Genomic DNA, 21,124 nt, shown 5'->3' on the forward strand with positions numbered 1-21,124 from the left:
ACGTTGTCATAGTTCACGTAACCCGTGCCCGAGAACCCCGTGTGCGTCGTCTCCAGGATCCCCTGCGAGATCGTCGCGTTCTCGGCCTCATACCGGTTGCCCGGCGGCGGAGGCGGAGGAGCGGTCGCCCACGGCACCTGGGAGGACTTGTAGAAGTTGATGCCCATGACCGTCCAGCGCGGCCCCTGAGCGCCCAGGCGGGTCTTGAACGCGGTCCAGTTGTGCGTGGACCACGGCGACCAGCCGAGCTCGGCGATGGCAGGCAGGCGCGGGAACGCCATGTACTCGATGTCGTCCTCGGTGGCGATCGTCTCGGTCCACAGCGGCGCCTCGACGCCGAGCACGGCAGAGGCCGGCACACCGCTCAGGTAGGCGCCCGGGTTCCACTCGTACGCCGTCTGGACCTCGATGTAACCGGCCCAGGCCTGGCCCAGGGAGGTCGAGGAGTTGTACTTCATGTCGAGGTACGCCTTGTTGGCAGGCGACATGACGACCTTCGCGCCCAGCGACACCGCGTTGTTCACGAGTGAGTCCGAGGTCGTCGTGCCCCAGTACTGCGTGACGCGGCCGGGTGAGTGCTGCACCGCCGACGCGCCGATCTGGTGCCAGCCCATGACGGCCTTGCCCGCGCCCACGACGAGGGGCTGCACCCGGTTCATGAACGTGGCGTACTGCGAGGCCGTGGTGGAGGAGGCCTCGTCACCGCCGACGTGCAGGTAGGGGCCGGGGGTGATGGCCGCCAGCTCGGTCAGCACGTTGTTCACGAAGGTGTACGTGGTCTCCTTCGACGTGCACAGCGAGCTGAACCCGACATTGGTGCCGGTGTAGAGCGCGGGGGCGACGCCGTTGCAGTTCAGCTCGGCGTACGACGCGAGCGCGGCGTTCGTGTGGCCCGGCATGTCGATCTCGGGCACGATCGTGATCTGCCGCTGCGCGGCGTAGGCGACGATGTCCTGATACTGGGCCTTGGTGTAGTAACCGCCCGCTCCCCCGCCGACCTGGGTGCTGCCGCCGTAGGTGGCGAGCCGTGGCCAGGAGTCCACGACGATCCGCCAGCCCTGGTCGTCTGACAGGTGCAGATGCAGATAGTTGATCTTGTAGAGGGCGATCCGGTCGATGTACCGCTTGACCGTCGCCACCGGGTGGAAGTGCCGCGCGACGTCGAGCATCGTGCCCCGGTAGGCGAAGCGCGGGTAGTCCACGATCCGCCCGCCGGGCGCCGTCCAGGGGCCGGGGCGCACGGTCGTGCTTTCGATGTCCGGAGGCAGGAGCTGGCGAAGCGTCTGCGCGCCGTTGAAGAGGCCGGTGGCCGTCTGCGCCCGGATGACCACGGCGGAGGCGGTCACGTCGAGCTGGTAGCCCTGCGACCCCACGCTCGGGTCGGCCCCGCTGAGCAGCAGCGAGATGCCGCTCACCGGGGTGCCGGAAGCGGCCGATACCGGCAGGGCGTAGCCGGTGGAGGGCCGCAGGATCCCGGCCAGATAGGCGCCGACGTCGGCCGCCGGGGTGGACCCGGCCTCCGTGAAGATCGAGGCGTCGGACGGCAGCGTGTAGGTGACCCCGCCGGCCGGCTGCAGCGAGACGGGGACGGGCACGACGTCGGCGAACGACGCCGCGGCGGCGGGCGTCGCGGTGGTCAGCACCGCCAGACCGGCGCCGGTGACGAGGAGTGCGGCCGTCATCAGGGCCGCGGCTAGTCGGGCGAGCGGAGACCGCCGCCACGAGGAGGGATTGGGGGGTACGGCGGGCCTCATGGCGTCCTCCGCGGAGTGCAAGTAATTAATTAGTAAGGGTTCCTTACAGACGCCGGAGCGTCAAGGATCACTTGAGCGGCAGCAGTACAAGCATGATCACGTGGGGAATCCACGCCGGTCAGGACGTGCGCGCGGGAATCCCCGCATGATCACGCGCAAGGGTGGCGAGGCGGGCGCGGCCGGGCTCGGGGAAGCGCTCGGCCGTCACGACGGCCGACAGGATCCGGTCGAGGCGGAACACCCGCACGTCCTCGCGGAGCCTGCACCATGCCACCAGGTACCAGTGGCCTCCCCTGCCGCCGAGGCAGATGCTCGGCTCGACCTTCCTGGAGGTCACGGTGCCCTTGCCGTCGCCGTACTCGATGAGCAGCACCCGCCGCCCGAGCAGGGCCCGGTCGATCGCGCGCTTCACCATCTCGACGCGGGCGAAGGTGTACCCGCCAGGGTCGAGCAGGATGGGAACGCCCGCCTCGCGGAGCTTGGCGACATCCCGGACGACGGTCCGCTTGCTGACTCCGAGACGCGACGCCAGCTCACGGGCGGACAGGGATCCGGCGGCCCGGAGCTCCTCCACCAGGGCGTCGCGACGATGCATGACTTGACGCTACGCCGACGCCGTGGGCGAAACCGCCCGAAAACGCCTCACTCAGAGGCCACAGCACCATCACCCCATGACCGGGTGTTGATGATCCGCTCAGGCTCGATCCCGCACTGTACGGCTCTCGCGCAGCCGTTCCGCTGCCAGTCGAGCTGACCGGGGGCGTGCGCGTCGGAGTCGATCGAGAAGTCGCAGCCCATCTCGTAGGCCAGCCGCAGCAGCCGCTTGGGCGGGTCGAGCCGGTCGGTCCTGGAATTGATCTCGACGGCCACGCCGAACTGCCGGCACGCCTCGAACACGATCTCCGCGTCGAACTTCGACTCCGGGCGCAGGCCGCCCCGCTTGCCGCCCGCCTGGACGATCCGGCCCGTGCAGTGGCCGAGCACGTCCACGTGCGGGTTCGCGATGGCCATCACCATCCGCCGCGTCATGTCCTCGGCGTCCATCCTGAGCAGCGAGTGCACGCTCGCCACGACGACGTCGAGCCGTTCCAGCAGCTCGGGCTCCTGGTCCAGGGAGCCGTCGGCGTTGATGTCGACCTCGATGCCGGTGAGGACGCGGAACGGGCGGCCCCCGTCGGCGGCGAACCCGGCGTTGAGCTCCTCCACCACGTCGAGCTGCCTGCGCAGCCGGTCGGCCGACAGGCCGTTGGCGACGCTCAGCCGGGGCGAGTGGTCGGTGAGCGCGAGGTATTCGTGGCCGAGCTCCCGGGCGGCCGCGGCCATCTCCTCGATGGGCGATCCGCCGTCCGACCAGTCGGAGTGGCTGTGCAGATCCCCCTTGAGCGCCGCCCGCAGGGCCGACGTCGCCTCGTCCAGATCGACGTCCTTCGTGTCCTCGATGCGCCTGAGGTAGGTCGGCACGTCACCGTTCAGCGCCTCGGCGATCGCCAGGGCGGTGACCTTGCCGATGCCCTTGAGACCGGCCAGGCCGCCGGTCCGGGCGAGCCGTACGAGCTCGTCACGCGGGATGGCGGCGATGGTGTCGGCGGCGCCGCGGAACGCGCGGACGCGATAGGTGGGCTCGCCCGCCCGCTCCAGCAGGTACGCGATCCTTTTCAGAGCCTCGACCGGATCCACACCGGCACGCTACCCGAGGTCGGATCACGCACGCGCGGCATGCGCGGAGACGATGGACTGTCCCGTTCGTTTGGAACGCGGTAATCTGTCCCGATCTCGACCGCAGGAGCCCGATGGCACAACCCGGGGAGCGTCCCCCCATAGAGCCCCACCCGATGGCGATGAGCTCGCCGGGGCAGCCCGGTCGGACGCCGCCGCCTCCGCCGTCGAGCGGCATCAAGTCCTCCACCGCGATCAAGCTCGGCACGCTGGGCGTCCTGTCCACGCTCGTCGTCGGCTTCTGCGCGGCCCAGGACAACTACGAGGAGGTCGGCGCGGACTGCGTGGACATGTCCAGCCGCCGGCCCGACGGGTCCTACACCGTCGTCGACGACGACTTCTGCGACGACGATCACCACTACCACGGCTCGCGCGGCGCCTACGGGTGGTACTACGGCGGCAGCCACAGCGGCGGGCGCGTGTCGAGGGGCAGCACGATCAGGCCGGCGGACACCGAGATCACGACGCGGTCGGGCCGGGTCATCCAGCGCGGCGGCTTCGGGTTCCACTCCGGTGGCGGCGGCTGACGCATGCGGAGGGAACACGCGCGGCCGCGCGAGGGCTGGTCCGGCATCATCGAGTCGCAGGGGCTCGCCTTCCACCGGTCGGCCCATCCCGAAGGCCTCGCCCGGCCGTACTGGGACGAGAGCGTCCACTACGTCTTCACCATGGACGAGGTCCTCGCCCTGGAGAGCCAGGTCGAGGACCTGCACGAGATGTGCCTGGCCGCGGCCGAGCACGTCGTCGCCACCGACCGGCTCGCCGACTTCGGCATCCCGCCCGCGTGCCGTACGGCTGTCGCCGAGTCGTGGCGGCGGCGCGACCAGCACGTCTTCGGCCGGTTCGACCTGCGGTACGACGGGACGGGTCCGGCCAAGCTGCTGGAGTACAACGCGGACACCCCAACGAGCCTGGTCGAGAGCGCGGTCGTGCAGTGGTTCTGGCTGCGCGACGTCTTTCCGGGCGACGACCAGTGGAACTCGCTGCACGAGCGGCTCGTCGACCACTGGAAGTCGCTCACGCTGCCGACCGGCCCGGTCCACTTCGCCTGGACGAACGCCGACGAGACCGGCGAGGAGGTCATGACGCTCGGCTACCTCCAGGAGACGGCCGAGCAGGCCGGGCTCACCACGGTCGCCGTCGCCATGGAGGACATCGGCTGGGACGCGCTCAACCGGCGGTTCGTCGACATGGAACACCGGGTGATGCGGTCGCTGTGCAAGCTCTACCCCTGGGAGTGGATCGTCGCCGAGCCGTTCGGCCCGCACGCCCTGGCCCAGCAGATCTCCATGGCCTGGATCGAGCCGCTGTGGAAGATGCTGCTGTCCAACAAGGCGCTCCTGGCCGTCCTGTGGGAGCTGTATCCCGGCCACCCCAACCTGCTGCCCGCCTACCTGGACGGCCCGCGCGAGCTCGCCGATAAATCCGGATATATCGAGAAACCGCTGCTGGGCCGTGAGGGCGCCTCCATGCGGATCGTCACGCCCGGCGCCGGAGAGCAGGTGCGGACCGGCGGCGGCTACGGCGCCGAGGGCTTCGTCTACCAGGAGTTTTCGGCGCTCCCCGACTTCGACGGCTGGCGGCCGGTGCTCGGCGCCTGGGTCGTCGGCGACGAGTCCGCCGGGCTGGGCATCCGGGAAACCTCCGGCCTGATCACCGATGACACCTCCTCATTCGTCCCCCATCGCATCCACGGCTGAAAGCGATCTGGCATGAACACCGCCCCCTCCACCTCGCTCGCCTCCGTCCTCGGGCATGGCTCGCTGGCGATCCTCGCCTACGCCATCTTGGGCGTGCTGCTGCTCGTCGCCGGGTTCTACGTCATCGACCTCGCCACGCCCGGCCGCCTCAGCAAGGTGATCCGCACTGACCGCAACCCCAACGCGACGCTTCTGACCGCCTCCAGCCTGGCCGCCGTCGGGCTGATCGTGGCGGCCTCGATCTGGTCCTCCGGCGGCGCGCTGCGGGACGGCCTGCTCGCGACGCTCGTCTTCGGCCTGGTCGGCATCGCCGTGCAGACCCTGGGCATGGTCGTGTTCGACAAGGTCGCCGGGATCTCGGTCCGCGAACTCGCGCACGAGGCCACCCTGCAGCCGGCCGCCGTCCTCCTCGCCGTCACGCACTTCGTCATCGGCCTCATCACGGCGGTCGCCGTCCTCTAGCGGCTTCCCGCCACGAGGCCGGTTGGGGCCCGAGCCATGATCCGGACAAGGTGAGGGGCCGGAGCTTTGGCGACGAACAATTACGGGGCAGGTTACGGCAATCGATCCCGCCGGTCGTGGCACCGGACGACGCCCATGTGATGCGCTGTGGCGAGCGTCGCGCACACGGATTCCCCCGGTCGCAGCGGTGAAATCGACACACGACCTCAAGTCGAACTAAGACACGTCCGCCATGGACACTGACGGATGCCGGTCCGGCACGGACGGTGTACACCGGCACGCGTGCTGGGATTCGCGCGCCTTGCCACCGTCGAGTGACAGGGGCGCGGTAAATCCGACTAATCAAACCTGTCGCCACTGGAGCCGGAGGCCATGCCATGCCCAAAAGGTTCTTCCCTCTTCGCCGGATGACAATGGGAGGCCTCCGCAAAGGAACACTGACGAAACCGGCCTACAGGGTGACGGCGATGACCGGAATCATCCTGGCGGCGGTCGCCGTACGAGCCTGCAAGTTCGATTTCGAGTCGACGGACTACACCGTCCACCTGAAACATTGGTACGACTATATTCACGGCCACGGCGGATTCAGCGCCGTCGGAGATAATTTCTCGACTTACAATTTCTCGGATTACAACGCCCCCTATCTGTATTTGCTGGCGGCGTTGACTTACCTGCCGGTTCAAGCACAGGCCGGGATCAAACTGATCTCGGTGATATTCGACCTGCTACTGGCTTTCTTCGCTTATCGGATGGCGAGCCTGCGCTATCCGGATTCCTGGCAGCCGGTCATGGCGGCGGCCGCCGTCCTGTTCCTGCCCACGGTAATCATGAACGGCGCACTCTGGGGCCAGTCCGACTCGATATATGCGGCTTTCGCGGTGGGCGGAGTCTACCTCCTGATGCGGGACCGCCCTTGGATGGCGTGCACGTTCTTCGGCCTCGCACTGGCTTTCAAGCTCCAGGCTGTTTTCATCTTTCCACTCCTGCTCGTCCTGGCCCTTCTCAAGCGCCTGCCCTGGCAGACACTGATCGCCGTCCCCGCGACATATTTGGCGCTGGACATACCGGCCTTGCTGCTGGGCGCTTCACCTGAGAATCTTCTGACCGTCTATTTGAGGCAGACAGAAAGTTACCAGGACCTGACACTCGATGCGCCGTCCATTTATCAATGGGTGACGTCCAGCACGCACGCCGACGTGCTGCGTACTGCGGGAATACTCTTCACCAGCGCAGTCTTGATCGCCCTGATCGCGCTCGTCGCGGTAAATCGGGCGGCGTTGACGAACCTCCGCATCGCGCTTCTGGCGGCGACGTCGGCCGTCCTCGTGCCGTTTCTCCTGCCATCGATGCACGAGCGGTACTTTTACCTGGCCGACGTGCTCAGCGTGATGGTCGCGTTCTACCTGCCACGACGCCTGTGGTACGCGCCGATCGCCGTGCAGGTGTCCTCGGCTCTGTCCTACCTGCCGTTCCTGGGGATGCCGTTGTTCCAAGGCGATGCGGCGTCTCTGGAATTCAAGCTTCTCGCGGGGGTGATGGCGCTCGCTCTGGCGGCGTTGCTGGGGGCTGGATTCCGTGAATTCCGCAAAGCCGGAATCGCGCAGAGCGGAATCCAGGAATCGTTCCCCGCTGGTGAGCCGGCACCCTCTGCTCCCGGCTCTGGCCGTTGACGTCCCGGACGTGGTCGTCCGTCAGCCGCTCGACCTCGGCGGCTTGGTCGGCCGCGTCCCCGGCGATTCGCAGTATGTGCCGATTCTGGCGGATAGCGACAGACCCATCGGTCACCATGTGATCACGCGGCCGTGCCGATCCGCTTGTGGTGCCACAGTTGGATCACGCTCTGGCGCCCATAGCCCGGGACGTCGAATCGCTCGAACTCCTTCGTGCCGCCGAACTTGCCGATGAGGTCGCCGACAGGTCCATCGGGGTAGCCCATCACGAATACGTCCTTGCCCGGGGAGCGCAGCGTGGCCCTTGAAAGACCTTCCGTGACCAAGACGTCCGGGCTTCGGTATGTGAGATAGCGGACGATCCAGTATGTCCACCAACCGTCAGCGACGATCACCACTGAGGAGCCAGGACGACGCTCGCTGAGGATGCGCTGGACGGCGGCCGCCTTCGGCTCAGTGGGTCCGGTCCAGAACGTCTGCTCTGACCTGCTTCCCGTGTGCAGGAGCTCCACGAGGTAGTAGCGGGTGAAGCCCGCGAGAAGCATCACGCCCATGACGATCCACGCGACGCCGGCCACTACAGGTGCCGTACGGCAGAGCCTCGAAACGGCGATGGACGAGAGGCCTTTGGTCGCGGCGAGCTCAGATGAGTCCGGTTTCTTGCCGGCGCCCGCGAGGACGACGGCTGCGAAGAGACTGGGGACGACCAGGCAGAGGCCGTAGCGCTCCACGGATGGCGCCAGGGCTTGGGGACCACCGATGAGGTAGAACGCGAAGTGCGTCGCCATCGCCCCCACCACAATGGCAAGGCCGCGGAGGTCGCGCGCGCGGATGAGTCGCCACATGCCAAAGCCGACGAGGAAGCCGGCGATCAGCCAGAATGCGATCGCCCATGCTGCTTGTGGACCGGGGAATCTCGCGCCCGCGATGTATTGATAGGTCGTGTCGCCGAGGAAGAAGTGCGCGAGACGAGTGCCCTGCAGGAGCCATCGGTCAAGCGAGCTCAGTCGGTCCCAGATCTGATGGAGATTGGCGAAGCGATTGCCGTCACTGACGATCAGCTTGACCAACAGTGCCGCTGCGCCGAATCCGACGATCGCCGCGGCGCAACGAAGCCACGCTCTGCCGCTCCTTCGCTCCGGCAACTCGGCGCCAATGGACACGAGCAGCAGGAACGGCGCGAGGAATACGCACGTGGGATGCACCCAGATGCCGAACGCGTAGAGGGCGACGCCTAGGATCAGGCGCCGATTCAACACGGCGACCGTCGCCAGGGCGGCCACCAATCCCAGATGGTCGGGGTCCTGCCCAAAGCGGGCATACGCGATGTTCAGCGGGAGCACCGCGCACATCGTCGCGGCGGCGAACGCCGCCCGCCTGCCGAAGACGCGGTTAGCGCCCCAGGCCATGACACCGATCTGCAAGATACTTGAGACGAGAGTCGGGATGCGGAGCAGCGACGGCGCCGGGTCCACGAAGAAATGAAGCGCCCAGAGCAGGCCGGGCTGTAGCGGGCTCTGCAGATTTCCCGTCGGCGTGCGCACGTCGACCTGCTCACCTGCGGTGAAGCGCAGTGCCTGTACGCCGTACCAGGGTTCGTCGCCGTTGATGCCGGGCAGCTTCCAGAAATCGTAGAACCGGAGAACGATGGCGGCCACGATCAGTGCCAACGCGGCCATCTCGAACGCGGAGAGGCTGCCCACACGGCGCTTGGTGCTCTCACATACGCGCCGTGCCGCCAGGAAGACGCGAGCCGGCAGCCGTCCGCGATGAGCACCAGTGTCTGCAGCAGGGCGGCCGACACTTGGCAGGCGGTACTGGAGACGAATGCGATTCATCAAGAGGCCTTTCATTCGGGTGTCACCGAGTCGTTCGGGTGTCACCGGGAGTCCGGATAAAGGGGCACCGTCGTCCGTAGGTGAAGGCCGGCTCGCATCAGCCCAGCCGCCCTCCAGGGCGAGCAGGGCCGGCGCGCGCGGCATCAGTGGGCTGTCAGCGGATGAGGTAAAGGACGCTGTCCCCCATGTCACGTCGCTCCACCGGGAGTCCAGCGACGGAACGGTCGGCTGCGCGCTCGAAGATGTGCCCCTTCGCGCGTTCCCGAGGGATGACGACCTCGCGAACGCCCATGCGTCGTAGGTAGTCGATCGACAGCGGGTCCGGGAACCACACGGTCCTCCGCGCCACCTCCGACATCTTCGGCGGGAGGAACGACCCGGTTCCGTTCACCATCCGATAGAAGCCGTCCGTGGACCAGATCATGGACAGACTGTCCTGAAACCGCAGCGCGGGGAGTATCAGCACGGGTCCCTTGACCTGGGCCAGCGCGGATGGCGGCCGGGGCACCTCCGGATGCGGGACCGTCGACAGCCCTTCTACGCAGACGAGCAACGGAATCGCCAGCAAGGCGGGCCTGAGCCGTGCCGTACGACCAAGGCGGGTCACCGCCCCCGCGGCCAGCAACCCCAGGGCGAGAACGGCGTACAACACCAGCCGACCGGACGTTCGCAGTGCTTCGACACCTGGGAGCACATCTCGGGCGGGCAGCCAGGTCCACCTTCCACCCAGAAGCGTGGTGCCCAGCGCCAACAGTCCGCTGATCACCACAGCCAGCAGCAGCCACACCCGCCTGCGACGACTCCAAACGGTGACCACCAGGCCGAGCATCGCGATCAAGACCACCGTCAGGCCGGGGAACAGGCAGGCTTCAACCGTCCACGGGATTCCCTCGCGCGCCCACGAGGTAAGCGGTCCCCAAATAAGCGAGTTCTCGTGGGCTGCCCAGAAACCCCGGACCGGGGGCGAGAAATAGTCGAGGACAGCGACGCTGCGGCCCATCGGGGTCCGGGGATTCTCCTTCGCCACGCGCGCGAACACGCTCCCCAGCCCAAGCGTCACCGCCGCGAAGCCGACGCCTCCAGCCACGTCCGCGGCCAGCACCGCCCGAGAAGGGCGCGGCCGGCCGGCGGCCAGCCACCCACCGGCTCCCGCCAGGACGATCAGCATGAGCACATACGCGAAGGGCAGGCCGATCGCGAAACCCAGACTCATCTGCCAGGCGGCGAGCGCCCAGCCCATCAGAGCCGACCACGGCCGCGCCCGCGACAGATCCCATCGTCCCCGGCCGATTCCGTGGCCCCGGAGAAGAAGCGCGATCGACAACGGGATGCCACCGCTCATGAGGATGTTGATGTGGATCGCGTGGCAGATCCGCCACGGCGTGTAGGCGAAAGCCGCACCCGCCACCAGTGCGCCCATCCGACCACTGCCGAGCTGGCGGGCCAGAAGGTAGGCGCCCACGAAGTTGAACGCGGCGGCCAGGACGTAGGCCACGTTGTAGCGCACGAGGGTGTCCGCGACACCGGTGACACCCAGGCCCAGCGGCGCGAGGCCCGGCAAGCCGTCGCTGATCACGGCGGTGTGTGGCACCGGCCAGTAGAAGTTTCCGTCGAACGGGTGGCTGAGCTGATGGAGCAGCGCATGGCCGTACCACGCGATTTCCCAGGCCAGGCATGGCGGATCGCCGAGATCGCCGGGAATCGTAGTCGCCGGATGGGCCAGAGTGGGCCAGGTCATGATCACAGCCAGCACCACGGCTCCTGCCGCGAGCGTGCCCAGCTCCCTGAGCATGCGGTACCGGCTGCGAGATGCCGCCAAGGCGTCCGAGCGTACTTCGGTGAGAATGGTTGTCATGTGAGCGCCCGCCGTGCCCGCACCGACAGCGAGACGTCAGGCGAGAACCCCAGCGCGGGACAGCTCTTCGCCCGGGCAATCCGCCACCGATTCAGCATTATGCGGTTCTCCCCTCCTGCGGCTTCTATTTCCAACGTCCGGCCGGTCGCGCCGAAGCGCCGGACCTCACGCGCCGGAATCGCGCGACGTTCCCTATTCCAGAAGTGCCGCTCCTTGAGCCGGGGATTCTCCATGAGCTCGTCCGCGGCCATTTCGAGCCTTCCCTGATCGGTGAGCCGTCTAGGTATTCTCCGGCGGCAAGAATGGACCAAGAAAAGCGGAGCGAGAGATTGGTCCGACGACGTTTCATCTGAGGCATCGGCGTGCCGCGCTGTAAAATCGGGCGCTTGACCCTGATTACCGACGTTCGCACGTCGAAGTGGAGTCCCTTCGGGTGGACACACAAGTCAGGCGCAAGCGGTTTATGTCATCGCGGAGAGGGAGCCTTCGGTCATCGTGGACAAATCACAGGTGAATCGAGGAACTGTCTAAAAGTTGCCCCACACTCGGCCCCCGACGGCGCCAAAATTCGATCATGGCCACAGGGAAAGTCAGGTAGGGCCGAGTTTCACGCCGACTGGCATCGATTCCACCTGCCACGTATGGCCCGCTCATTAGCGGCGCCCTGTCCGGCGCTTCTCAAACATCTGGCTTCATCCAGCAGCCCGCCAAGCGACTTCATTCATCCCAGCACGATTCAAGATGTGCTGCTCGACGCGCAAACAGAGAGCGCGCCTTGCCGGGAATGCTCTGCGCGACTCGTCTACTGGCCTCGTAATTCAGACCATTCAGGGGGTCCGGTGGAAACAATCGCCTTCGGGCATCCGGTCAGGTCGCGCGTTGTGGAGATCGTGGTTCCCGTCTACAACGAGCAACGGGTGCTCGCCGAGAGCGTCCGGAGGCTGCACGCCTACTTGACCCGCACCTTTCCGTACGGCTTCCGCATCACGATCGCCGACAACGCCAGCACGGACGGCACCTGGGCCATCGCCGATGACCTGGCGACGGAGCTCCCGGACGTGCGCGCCATCCATCTTGACGAGAAGGGGCGCGGGCGCGCCCTGCGGCGGGTGTGGTCGGAGAGCGACGCCGACGTCGTCTGCTACATGGACGTGGATCTCTCGACCGACCTGGACGCCTTCCTCCCGCTCGTGGCGCCGCTGCTGAGCGGGCACAGCGACCTGGCGATCGGCACTCGCCTGTCCCCCGGGTCGAACGTCGTCCGCGGTACGAAGCGGGAATTCATCTCCCGTAGCTACAACCTGCTGCTGCGATCGTTCATGGGAGTCCGCTTCTCCGACGCGCAGTGCGGCTTCAAGGCGGGCCGGACGGAGATCGTGCAGGCCCTGCTGCCCTCGGTCGAGGACGAGGAGTGGTTCTTCGACACCGAGCTGCTGGTTCTGGCCGAGCACCACGGGCTGCGGATCCACGAGGTGCCCGTCGACTGGGTGGACGACCCCGACAGCCGGGTGGACATCCTGAGAACCGCGACCGACGACCTCAAGGGCATGTGGCGGGTGGCCCGCAAGAGCATGTCAGGGATGGCGCGCATTCCGGTGCCGCCGCGGATCCAGCATGCGAAGCTTCCCCTGGGGATGGCCCGGCAGTTGCCGGTCTTCGCGGCCATCGGGGTCGTCAGCACGATCACCTACCTGGCCCTGTTCTGGGTTTTCGCGGAGTTCATGCCATCGGTCACGGCCAACGCGATCACCTTGCTGGTCACCGCACTCGGCAACACGGCCGCCAACCGCCGCTTCACGTTCGGGGTCACCGGCCGGGCGGGCGCCCTCCGGGATCATCTCGGTGGATTGATCGTGTTCTTCATCGGTCTCGCGCTGACCACATCCGGCCTGGCGCTCCTTCCGGATGACACGTCCCGTACGGCCGAGCTGATCGTCGTGGTACTCGCCAATGGGCTCGCCACGCTCCTCCGGTTCGTGCTGCTGCGGGCGTGGGTGTTCATCCCGAGGAAGGGGACGCGATGACCGCGCGCGCGTGCCGTGGTCGTGCCCCATCTCCGAGGTGCGTCAAGTGGAGCCGCGTGGGCGCCTCGGCGCACCATGTGCGATGACCTGGCACGCTAGAGGCGTGAGCGAGCGGGGCGGGCAGGCGGACAGCCGGGTGCGGGCAGACAGGCACGACGACACAATCGTTCGTGTGGCCGATCGAGGAGGCCTCATGAGCGACATGAACGACAAGGTCCGGGAGGACACGGCACGACGGCTCGACCGCGCGATGGGCAGCCTGGGCACGGCCGCCATGGCCCGGATGGAGGAGCAGCTCTCGTGGTACCGGGCGTTGTCCGCCGAGGACAGGTCCTGGGTGGGGCTGGTCGCCCAGGCGGGCATCGCGGCGTTCGTGGAGTGGTTCGGGCACGCCGGCGAGGGGCGGCCGACGCCCAGCATCGAGTTCTTCGGCACCGCGCCGCGGGAGCTCAAGCGGAGCGTCTCACTTCAGCAGACGGTCGACCTCGTCCGCATCGTCGTCGAGGTCGTGGAGGCCCAGGTCGACGAGCTGGCCGCCCCCGGCGGCGGCGAGCTGCTCCGCCACGCGATGCTCCGCTACACCCGCGACGTGGCCTTCGCCGCCGCCCAGGTGTACGCGCGGGAGGCCGAGGCGCGCGGCTCCTGGGACGCCCGGCTGGAGGCGCTCATCGTGGACGCGCTGGTCCGCGGGCAGGTCGACGACGGCCTGCACTCCTGGGCCGCCGCGCTCGGCTGGACGTCGGTCCCGGTCGTGGTGTTCGCCGGCTACGCCCCGGACGACGACCCGCAGAGCATCATCGACGGCCTGCGCGACAAGGGCCGCCGGGTCGGCCACGAGCTGCTCGCGGGGGTGCAGGGCGACCGGCTCATCGTGATCGTGGGCGGCGCCGACAGCATCAAGGACGCCGCCCGCAGTGTCGTCCCCCGCTTCGGGCCCGGCCCCATCGTGATCGGACCGGAGGTCCCCGACCTGCACGCGGCGGCCAGCTCGGCGCGGGCGGCCATCGCCGGGCTGCGGGCCGCGGCCGGATGGCCCGACGCGCCCCGGCCGGTCCTGGCCGAGGACCTGCTGGCCGAGCGCGCTCTCGACGGGGACGAAGACGCCAGGGCGCAGCTCGTCGAGAACGTCTACAAGCCGCTCGCGGGCACGCCGCTGCTCGACACGCTGGCGACCTACCTGGAGCAGGGGACCTCCCTGGAAGCCACCGCCCGGCTATTGTTCGTCCATCCGAACACGGTCAGGTACCGGCTCAAGAAGATCACGGAGCTCACCGGCTACCAGCCCACCGAGGGGCGGTCCGCTTTTACGCTCCAAGTAGGACTGATACTCGGGCGCCTGACCGTAATGTAGCGGGGCCGTGTTAACCCCGCCGAAACCGAAACTGTAGGTACCCCACAAAACGGCGACCTCAAAGTTCGTTCGGATCTCTATCAGTGTGGCGAACCTCTACAGGGCAGGGTGGATTACGTGCTCGTCATCGTCGCTCCGGGCCAAGGCGCCCAGACCCCAGGCTTCCTGAGTCCATGGCTCGAGATCCCCGAATTCCGTGCCCGGATCTCCGCCTGGTCGGAGATCGCAAGCCTCGACCTCATCGCCTACGGGACCACCGCCGACGCCGACGAGATCCGTGACACCGCCGTCGCTCAGCCGCTGCTCGTGGCGGCCGCGCTGGCGTCCTTCGAGGTGCTGGGCCTCACGCCGGACCTGGTGGCGGGGCACAGCGTGGGCGAGCTCGCCGCCGCCGCCATCGCCGGAGTGATGTCCACCGAGCAGGCCCTCGCCCTGGTGAGGGAGCGCGGCCAGGCGATGGCCAAGGCAGCCGCCGTGACGGAGACCGGCATGCTGGCCGTGCTCGGCGGAGCCGAGGACGAGGTCCTCGCGGCCGTCGACAGGCACGGGCTCACGCCCGCCAACGTCAACGGCGCCGGGCAGATCGTGGCGGGCGGCACGCTGGAGCGGCTGGACGCCTTCAAGGCCGACCCCCCTGCGAAGGCGCGCCTGATCCCGCTGTCCGTCGCGGGCGCGTTCCACACCGCGCACATGGCTCCGGCGGTCGACCATCTGCGCCAGGCGGCGTCGGAGATCACGCCCGGAGACCCGGCGGTCAGGCTGCTGTCCAACGCGGACGGCGCGGTCGTCGCCACGGGCGCGCAGTTCGTCGAGCGCCTGATCAACCAGGTGGCCAACCCGGTCCGCTGGGACGCCTGCATGGCCACGATGGCCGCCGAGGGCGTGACCGCGATGATCGAGTTGCTGCCCGGCGGCACGCTGACCGGCCTGGCGAGGCGCGGCCTGCCCGGCGTGAAGACCGTCGCCCTGAAGACCCCGGACAACCTGGACGCCGCCCGAGAGGTGCTCAAGTGAGGCTCAGCCAAGGCGCCCCCGGCGCGAAGGTGCTCGCGTTCGGCGGCTATCAGCCCGCCGACGTCGTGACCAACGAGGACCTCGCGAAGCGGATCGAGACCAGCGACGAGTGGATCCAGAGCCGCGTCGGCATCAAGGAGCGCCGCGTCGCCGGGCCGCAGGAGTCCGAGATCGACCTCGCCGTGCAGGCGGGCGGCAAGGCCCTCGCGGCGAGCGGCCTCGCGGCCGGCGACATCGACCTCGTCATCGTGGCGACCTGCACCCTGGAGGCGCAGATCCCCAACGCGGCGGCCCGGGTCGCCCACCGGCTCGGCATCGCCGCCCCCGGCGCCTTCGACGTCAACGCCGCGTGCGCCGGGTTCTGCTACGCGCTCAGCGCCGCGAGCGACGCCGTGCGGGCCGGATCCGCCACGAACGTGCTCGTCGTCGGCACCGAGAAGCTCTCCCAGTGGATCGACTGGGACGACCGGGCCGTGTCCGTGATCTTCGCTGACGGCGCGGGCGCCGCCGTCGTCGGCCCTTCCGAGACCCCCGGCATCGGCCCGGTGGTCTGGGGCAGCGCGGGCGACAAGGCCGATGTGATCGCGATCAGGAACCGCGAGTCCTTCCTTCAGCAGGAAGGCCAGACCGTGTTCCGCTGGGCCACCACCGCGCTTCACCCGGTGGCCAGCCTGGCGTGCGAGCGTGCCGGGGTGGACCCCGCCGAACTCGCCGCGTTCGTCCCCCACCAGGCGAATCTGCGCATCATCGAGGCGATCGCCCGCAAGATCGGCGCCGACAACGCCGTCGTCGCCAAGGACATCGTCCTCGCGGGCAACACCTCGGCCGCCTCCATCCCGCTCGCGCTGTCGCGCATGATCGAGCGCGGCGAGGTGCCCTCCGGCGGGCTCGCCCTGCTGCTCGGCTTCGGCGCCGGTCTGACCTACGCCTCGCAAGTGGTCGAGATCCCCTAACACTTGTACGGCACATGCCGTACAGACCCGAAAAATCCCGAAATCCAAGGAGTAATCGCGACATGGCACTGACCGAGCAGGAGATCCTCGCGGGCCTCGGCAAGATCGTCAATGAGATCACCGGTATCCCGGCGGCCGAGGTCACCCCGGAGAAGAGCTTCGTGGACGACCTCGACATCGACTCGCTCTCCATGGTCGAGATCGCCGTCGCCGCGCAGGACGAGTTCGGCGTCGAGATCCCCGACGACCAGCTCAAGCACCTGAAGACCGTCAAGGACGTCATCAACTTCATCCAGGCCTGAGTCACCCCTGTGAATGTGCCGTCCCGCGGCACATTCACCACGGATCGGCAAGACCCCGCTTGACCACCACGCTTGAGCGACAGAGGAGTGCAGACAAGTGAGTAAGGACCGGGTACGTGTCGTCGTCACCGGGCTCGGCGCGACGACGCCCCTCGGTGGAGACGTCGCCTCGACCTGGTCGGCGCTCCTCGAAGGGCGTTCGGGCATCCGCACCCTCACCGAGGACTGGATCGACACCGTGCCGGTGAAGTTCGCCGGCGTGGCCGCCGTCGACCCCGGCGAGGTGATCCCCAGGCCCGAGGCCAGGAGGCTCGACCGGGCCGAGCAGTTCGCGCTGATCGCGTCCCGCCAGGCATGGCGGGACGCGGGCGCCCCGGAGGTCGACCCCACCCGGCTGGGCGTCGTCGTCGGCAGCGGCATCGGCGGCATCACCACGATCCTCGCGGCGTACGACACGTACAAGGAGAAGGGCTGGGCGCGCCTCTCGCCGTTCACCGTGCCCATGCTGATGCCGAACGGCGCGGCGGGCTGGATCGGCATCGAGGTCGGCGCCCAGGCGGGCGTCCACGCGACCGTCAGCGCCTGCGCGACCGGCGCGGAGTCCATCGGCTACGCCATCGAGATGATCAAGGAGGGTCGCGCCGACGTGGTCGTCGCGGGCGGCACCGAGGCCGCCATCCACCCGCTGAACGTGGGCTCCTTCGCGGCGATGCGGGCGATGTCCACGCGGAACGACGAGCCGCAGCGGGCCTCGCGGCCGTTCGACAAGGGCCGTGACGGGTTCGTGCTCGGAGAGGGCGCGGGCATCGTCGTGCTCGAGTCCGAGGAGCACGCGCGGGCACGCGGCGCGAAGGTCTACGCCGTGGCGGCGGGGGCGGGCTACTCCTCCGACGCCCACCACATCGCGCAGCCCGAGCCCACGGGCGCCGGAATCCGGCTCGCCATGCGGCGAGTCCTGGAGAACACCGGGCTGACCGGCGCGGACGTGCGCCACATCAACGCCCACGCGACCTCCACGCCGGCGGGCGACGTCGTCGAGGCGGTCGCGATCAAGGACGCCCTCGGGTCGCACCCGCTGGTCACCGCGACCAAGTCGATGACCGGTCACCTGCTCGGCGGCGCGGGCGGCATCGAGTCGGTCTTCACGATCCTCGCGCTGAGCGAGCGCATCGTCCCGGCCACCATCAACGTGGACGACCTGGACGACGGCATCGAGGTGGACATCGTCCGCGTGGAGCCGCGCAAGCTGCCCGACGGACAGATCGCCGCGGTCAACAACTCGTTCGGGTTCGGCGGGCACAACGTCGCCGTGGCCTTCACCACTGTTTGACAAGGAGTCGCACGTGACTGTTGTGGAAACAGGTTGGTGACCGCGGCCTCCGATGCGGAGGCCGTCGATCCACGCGACCCCCGCGCCCGTCTCGGGCACCTCCTCGACGAGGGGGCGATCAGGCTGATCTCTCCCGAGGACAAGAGCGGCGTGCTGGCCGTCACCGGGCGCGTGGAAGGCGTCCCGGTCGTGGCCTTCTGCAGTGACGCCCGCGTCCAGGGCGGCGCGATGGGCGCCGAGGGATGCGAGCACATCGTCCACGCCTACGATGTGGCGGTCCGCGAGCGCGTCCCCGTGATCGGGGTCTGGCACTCCGGCGGCGCGCGGCTGGCGGAGGGTGTGGAGTCGCTGCACGCGGTGGGCCGCGTGTTCGCCGCCATGACCAAGGCGTCCGGCGTCGTTCCGCAGATCTCCGTCGTCGTCGGCGCGGCGGCCGGCGGGGCGGCCTACGGCCCGGCGCTGACCGACATCGTGATCCTCGCCGACAACGGCCGCATCTTCGTGACCGGGCCGGACGTGGTCCGCAGCGTCACCGGAGAGCAGATCGACATGGCGGCGCTGGGCGGCCCCGAGCCGCACAGCAAGCGCAGCGGCGTCGTCCACGTGGTCACCAAGGACGAGGCCGAGGCCCTGCTCAAGGCCCGCCAGCTCGCCGGGCTTCTCGGCCACCAGGGCCGGGTGCGCGAGGTGGCCGAGGTCGACTTCAGCAGCCTGCTCCCCGAGAACCCCCGCCGCGCCTATGACGTGCATCCGTTGGTGAACGGCCTGCTCGACGAGCCCGGTGTGGAGCTCCACCCCAAGTGGGCCCCGAACATCGTGACCACCCTGGGCCGGCTGGGCGGCCGGACGGTCGGGGTCGTCGCCAACAACCCGATGCGGCTCGGCGGCTGCCTCGACTCGGCCTCGGCGGAGAAGGCCGCCCGCTTCGTCCGGATGTGCGATGCCTTCGGCGTGCCGCTGGTCGTCCTGGTCGACGTGCCCGGCTACCTTCCCGGCGTCGGCCAGGAGCACGACGGCGTCGTACGGCGGGGCGCCAAGCTGCTGCACGCCTTCGCCGAGGCGTCGGTGCCCCGGGTCACGCTGGTGACCCGCAAGGCGTACGGCGGCGCCTACATCGCGATGAACTCCCGCGCCCTCGGCGCGACCCGCGTCTTCGGCTGGCCGACCACCCAGGTGGCCGTCATGGGCGCGGTCGCGGCGGTCCGCATCCTCAAGCGGCGTGAGCTCGCCGCGGCGCCGGAGGAGGAACGCGCCACGCTCGAGGCGCAGTTGGCCGAGGAGCACGAGAAGATCGCCGGCGGCCTCCAGCGGGCGATCGACCTCGGCGTTGTCGACGAAGTGATCGAGCCGGCGAAGACGCGGGGCGCGATCGCCCGGGTGCTCGCCCAGGCCACGCCGGCCCGCGGTGCCCACGGCAACATCCCCCTCTGACGGCCCACCGTCGTGATCATGCAGGGTTTCCCGGGAATCCCGGGGACGTGGGGTTTCCCGGATCGTGATCATGCATGGATTCCGCCGTACGCGGTCTGATCAGGGCCGACACCGTTTGTGATCACGCACTGTCTGTCCGTCGGGCGCACCCTCGACATGCATGATCACGCTCCACAAAGCGCCAGGGAGGACGGTGCGGTCCATACCTCCTTCCCTTCCTTGACCGGCGCTCTCTAGGAGGCGAGTCCGGGCAGCTCGGTGTAGGACTTGCCCCGGACGAACCACTGGAACTCGGCCGAGTTCTTCCCGCTGGGCGAGGGCAGACCCGCCCGCTGGTTCACGGCGGTATTGACGAGCCCCCAGTTGAGGCCGCATCCGCCGGCCTTCGGCACGACGAACGTGGTGTCCTTGGCCGCGACCTGGAAGACCGGCACGCCGTCGATGTTGGTCAGGTCCAGCGAGGTGACCTGCGGGTTCAGCAGGATCGGGTTCGAGTCGCTCCCGATGTAGCACTTCTTGCCGAGCAGCGCGTGGATCATGCGGATCTTGACGCCGACGTTGGTCGGGAAGATGGGCCCGGCGTCGACCCGCCCGGTGCCCTGGGTCTCGACGTAGACGTCGGTGATCTTCGGCACCTCGAACGGCTTGCCGATCAGCCCGCCGGGGACCTTCATCCGGTCGCCCTTCACGCTGCCGAACGCCGCCGCTGAGCTGCCGTCGGCGAGCTTGCCCTGGGCGACCGTGATTCGCAGGGACGAGGTGATGTCCTGCTGGATCTGGCCGAGCTTCATCGTGCCGCCGACGGTGATGATGAAGATGCAGCTCCACGTGTCGGCCTTGGCGTTCTGCGGGAGCTTCGGGCAGTCCGCCCAGTCGGCGTCGCTCGGATGGTAGGAGTAGGCCGCCGCCTGGGCGGGCGTGACCAGCCCGCCCAGCAGGACCGCCGCTGCGACGCCGACAACCAGGCGCCTGGCCGGAACGCTCATGGACTCCTCCTTGGGTCCCGCCCGGAGGCGCGGACGTCGGGAAATGATGAGTCCCGGTTATATAGGCGAAATACGCGGCTTTCTATGCTGATTTCACAAGCTGCCGGAGGGGCTTGTTATCACTTCCGCGCAATCAGACAGCCCGATCAGACAGCCCGATCAGACAGCCCGATCAGACAGCCCCGATCGGACGGCCCGATCAGACAGCCGCGTGCAGCCAGCGGACCGGCGCGCCCTCCCCCGCGTAACGGAACGACTCCAGCTCCTCGTCCCACTGTTTCCCGAGCAGGCGGTCGAGCTCGTCCTCCAGGACGACCCGGCCCTGGGCGGCCATCAGCATGACGTTGCGCAGGCGGTCCTCGGGGACCAGGATGTCGCCGTTCGCGCCGACCACGGCCGTGAAGGCGCCCAGCGTCGGCGTGTAAGCATGCCGGGAGCCGTCGACGCCCGGCGAGGCGTCCTCGGTGATCTCAAAACGGATGCGCTGCCAGCCCATGAGAGACGATGTGATCGCCGCCGCCGTGCCGGAACGCCCCTCCCACTCCGCCTGGGCCCGCAGGGTCCCGGGCGCGGCGGGCTGGGCGGTCCACGTCAGGTCGACGGGTACGCCAAGAACGCCTGCGACGGCCCACTCAATGTGCGGGCACAGCGCAGGCTGAGCCGAGTGGACGTACAGGACGCCACGAGCAGCAGCCACCGGACCTCCCAAATCGCATGAGGTGCGCCTTCCCCAACGGC

At 68.6% G+C, this 21,124-nt stretch carries 19 protein-coding genes; 11 read left to right on the forward strand and 8 right to left on the reverse strand.

The window, feature by feature from the left end; translation table 11 throughout:
* The 3 genes from ABH927_RS29585 to ABH927_RS29595 all read right to left on the reverse strand — a co-directional run.
* Positions 1-1,682 (reverse strand): family 20 glycosylhydrolase (locus tag ABH927_RS29585; protein ID WP_370026949.1); only part of this gene is annotated, 1,682 nt, incomplete at its 3' end.
* Positions 1,683-1,872: 190 nt separating this feature from the next.
* The gene (locus ABH927_RS29590; RefSeq protein ID WP_370026951.1) at positions 1,873-2,349 is read right to left on the reverse strand and encodes a helix-turn-helix transcriptional regulator; all 477 of its coding nucleotides are present in this window, start codon (positions 2,347-2,349) and stop codon (positions 1,873-1,875) included.
* 47 nt (positions 2,350-2,396) lie between these two features.
* Positions 2,397-3,431: a PHP domain-containing protein gene (locus ABH927_RS29595; protein ID WP_370026952.1), complete on the reverse strand. Its 1,035-nt coding sequence runs from the start codon at positions 3,429-3,431 to the stop codon at positions 2,397-2,399.
* Positions 3,432-3,544: 113 nt separating this feature from the next.
* Here ABH927_RS29595 and ABH927_RS29600 point away from each other — a divergent pair, with 113 nt between their 5' ends.
* The 4 genes from ABH927_RS29600 (at position 3,545) to ABH927_RS29615 (ending at position 7,302) form a co-directional block, all read left to right on the forward strand.
* Positions 3,545-3,997 carry a hypothetical protein gene (locus ABH927_RS29600; RefSeq protein ID WP_370026954.1) on the forward strand — a complete coding sequence of 151 codons (453 nt, stop codon included), beginning with the start codon at positions 3,545-3,547 and terminating at the stop codon, positions 3,995-3,997.
* A gap of 3 nt (positions 3,998-4,000) precedes the next feature.
* On the forward strand, positions 4,001-5,170 hold the full coding sequence (locus tag ABH927_RS29605; protein ID WP_370026956.1) for a glutathionylspermidine synthase family protein: 1,170 nt from the start codon (positions 4,001-4,003) through the stop codon (positions 5,168-5,170).
* A 12-nt stretch (positions 5,171-5,182) separates the two neighbouring features.
* Positions 5,183-5,632: a DUF350 domain-containing protein gene (locus ABH927_RS29610; RefSeq protein WP_370026958.1), complete on the forward strand. Its 450-nt coding sequence runs from the start codon at positions 5,183-5,185 to the stop codon at positions 5,630-5,632.
* Between the two features lie 467 nt (positions 5,633-6,099).
* Entirely contained in the window at positions 6,100-7,302 is a 1,203-nt protein-coding gene (locus tag ABH927_RS29615; protein WP_370026960.1) for a glycosyltransferase 87 family protein, read from the forward strand.
* Positions 7,303-7,424: 122 nt separating this feature from the next.
* Here ABH927_RS29615 and ABH927_RS29620 read toward each other — a convergent pair whose 3' ends face one another.
* The 3 genes from ABH927_RS29620 to ABH927_RS29630 all read right to left on the reverse strand — a co-directional run bounded on the left by ABH927_RS29620 (position 7,425) and on the right by ABH927_RS29630 (position 11,246).
* Positions 7,425-9,005, reverse strand: coding sequence for a hypothetical protein (locus ABH927_RS29620; protein ID WP_370026962.1), 1,581 nt, complete (start codon positions 9,003-9,005; stop codon positions 7,425-7,427).
* Positions 9,006-9,294: 289 nt separating this feature from the next.
* Positions 9,295-10,959, reverse strand: coding sequence for a hypothetical protein (locus ABH927_RS29625; protein ID WP_370026964.1), 1,665 nt, complete (start codon positions 10,957-10,959; stop codon positions 9,295-9,297).
* Between the two features lie 32 nt (positions 10,960-10,991).
* On the reverse strand, positions 10,992-11,246 hold the full coding sequence (locus ABH927_RS29630) for a hypothetical protein (protein WP_370026965.1): 255 nt from the start codon (positions 11,244-11,246) through the stop codon (positions 10,992-10,994).
* Between the two features lie 588 nt (positions 11,247-11,834).
* Here ABH927_RS29630 and ABH927_RS29635 point away from each other — a divergent pair.
* The 7 genes from ABH927_RS29635 to ABH927_RS29665 all read left to right on the forward strand — a co-directional run bounded on the left by ABH927_RS29635 (position 11,835) and on the right by ABH927_RS29665 (position 19,400).
* On the forward strand, positions 11,835-13,019 hold the full coding sequence (locus ABH927_RS29635; protein ID WP_370026967.1) for a glycosyltransferase: 1,185 nt from the start codon (positions 11,835-11,837) through the stop codon (positions 13,017-13,019).
* A 193-nt stretch (positions 13,020-13,212) separates the two neighbouring features.
* Positions 13,213-14,370, forward strand: coding sequence for a PucR family transcriptional regulator (locus ABH927_RS29640; protein WP_370026969.1), 1,158 nt, complete (start codon positions 13,213-13,215; stop codon positions 14,368-14,370).
* Between the two features lie 117 nt (positions 14,371-14,487).
* Complete coding sequence (locus ABH927_RS29645; protein WP_370026971.1) at positions 14,488-15,384, forward strand: ACP S-malonyltransferase; 897 nt, start codon at positions 14,488-14,490, stop codon at positions 15,382-15,384.
* Positions 15,381-16,337 (forward strand): beta-ketoacyl-ACP synthase III, encoded by a 957-nt coding sequence (locus tag ABH927_RS29650; RefSeq protein ID WP_370026973.1) that lies wholly within the window; start codon positions 15,381-15,383, stop codon positions 16,335-16,337. Before ABH927_RS29645 ends, ABH927_RS29650 begins: the two co-directional genes overlap by 4 nt.
* A 62-nt stretch (positions 16,338-16,399) precedes the next feature.
* Complete coding sequence (locus tag ABH927_RS29655; protein ID WP_036330501.1) at positions 16,400-16,639, forward strand: acyl carrier protein; 240 nt, start codon at positions 16,400-16,402, stop codon at positions 16,637-16,639.
* A gap of 97 nt (positions 16,640-16,736) precedes the next feature.
* Positions 16,737-17,969, forward strand: a complete 1,233-nt coding sequence (fabF, locus tag ABH927_RS29660; protein ID WP_370026975.1) for a beta-ketoacyl-ACP synthase II — start codon at positions 16,737-16,739, stop codon at positions 17,967-17,969.
* A 33-nt stretch (positions 17,970-18,002) separates the two neighbouring features.
* Complete coding sequence (locus ABH927_RS29665) at positions 18,003-19,400, forward strand: acyl-CoA carboxylase subunit beta (RefSeq protein WP_370026977.1); 1,398 nt, start codon at positions 18,003-18,005, stop codon at positions 19,398-19,400.
* A 233-nt stretch (positions 19,401-19,633) separates the two neighbouring features.
* Here ABH927_RS29665 and ABH927_RS29670 read toward each other — a convergent pair whose 3' ends face one another.
* Together ABH927_RS29670 and ABH927_RS29675 are read right to left on the reverse strand one after the other, a co-directional pair.
* Positions 19,634-20,386: a hypothetical protein gene (locus ABH927_RS29670; protein WP_370026979.1), complete on the reverse strand. Its 753-nt coding sequence runs from the start codon at positions 20,384-20,386 to the stop codon at positions 19,634-19,636.
* A 199-nt stretch (positions 20,387-20,585) separates the two neighbouring features.
* Complete coding sequence (locus ABH927_RS29675; RefSeq protein WP_370026981.1) at positions 20,586-21,083, reverse strand: DUF3145 domain-containing protein; 498 nt, start codon at positions 21,081-21,083, stop codon at positions 20,586-20,588.
* Positions 21,084-21,124 lie beyond the last annotated feature (41 nt).

This window comes from Planotetraspora sp. GP83, assembly GCF_041262585.1.
In the GTDB taxonomy this organism is placed as follows: domain Bacteria; phylum Actinomycetota; class Actinomycetes; order Streptosporangiales; family Streptosporangiaceae; genus JAOEGB01.

Coding starts and splice junctions, on each gene's coding strand:
- ABH927_RS29590 (WP_370026951.1), bottom strand. CDS start 2,349: ATGCATCGTCGCGACGCCCTGGTGGAGGAGCTCCGGGCCGCCGGATCC.
- ABH927_RS29610 (WP_370026958.1), top strand. CDS start 5,183: ATGAACACCGCCCCCTCCACCTCGCTCGCCTCCGTCCTCGGGCATGGC.
- ABH927_RS29640 (WP_370026969.1), top strand. CDS start 13,213: ATGAGCGACATGAACGACAAGGTCCGGGAGGACACGGCACGACGGCTC.
- ABH927_RS29630 (WP_370026965.1), bottom strand. CDS start 11,246: ATGGCCGCGGACGAGCTCATGGAGAATCCCCGGCTCAAGGAGCGGCAC.
- ABH927_RS29600 (WP_370026954.1), top strand. CDS start 3,545: ATGGCACAACCCGGGGAGCGTCCCCCCATAGAGCCCCACCCGATGGCG.
- ABH927_RS29605 (WP_370026956.1), top strand. CDS start 4,001: ATGCGGAGGGAACACGCGCGGCCGCGCGAGGGCTGGTCCGGCATCATC.
- ABH927_RS29615 (WP_370026960.1), top strand. CDS start 6,100: ATGACCGGAATCATCCTGGCGGCGGTCGCCGTACGAGCCTGCAAGTTC.
- ABH927_RS29655 (WP_036330501.1), top strand. CDS start 16,400: ATGGCACTGACCGAGCAGGAGATCCTCGCGGGCCTCGGCAAGATCGTC.
- ABH927_RS29670 (WP_370026979.1), bottom strand. CDS start 20,386: ATGAGCGTTCCGGCCAGGCGCCTGGTTGTCGGCGTCGCAGCGGCGGTC.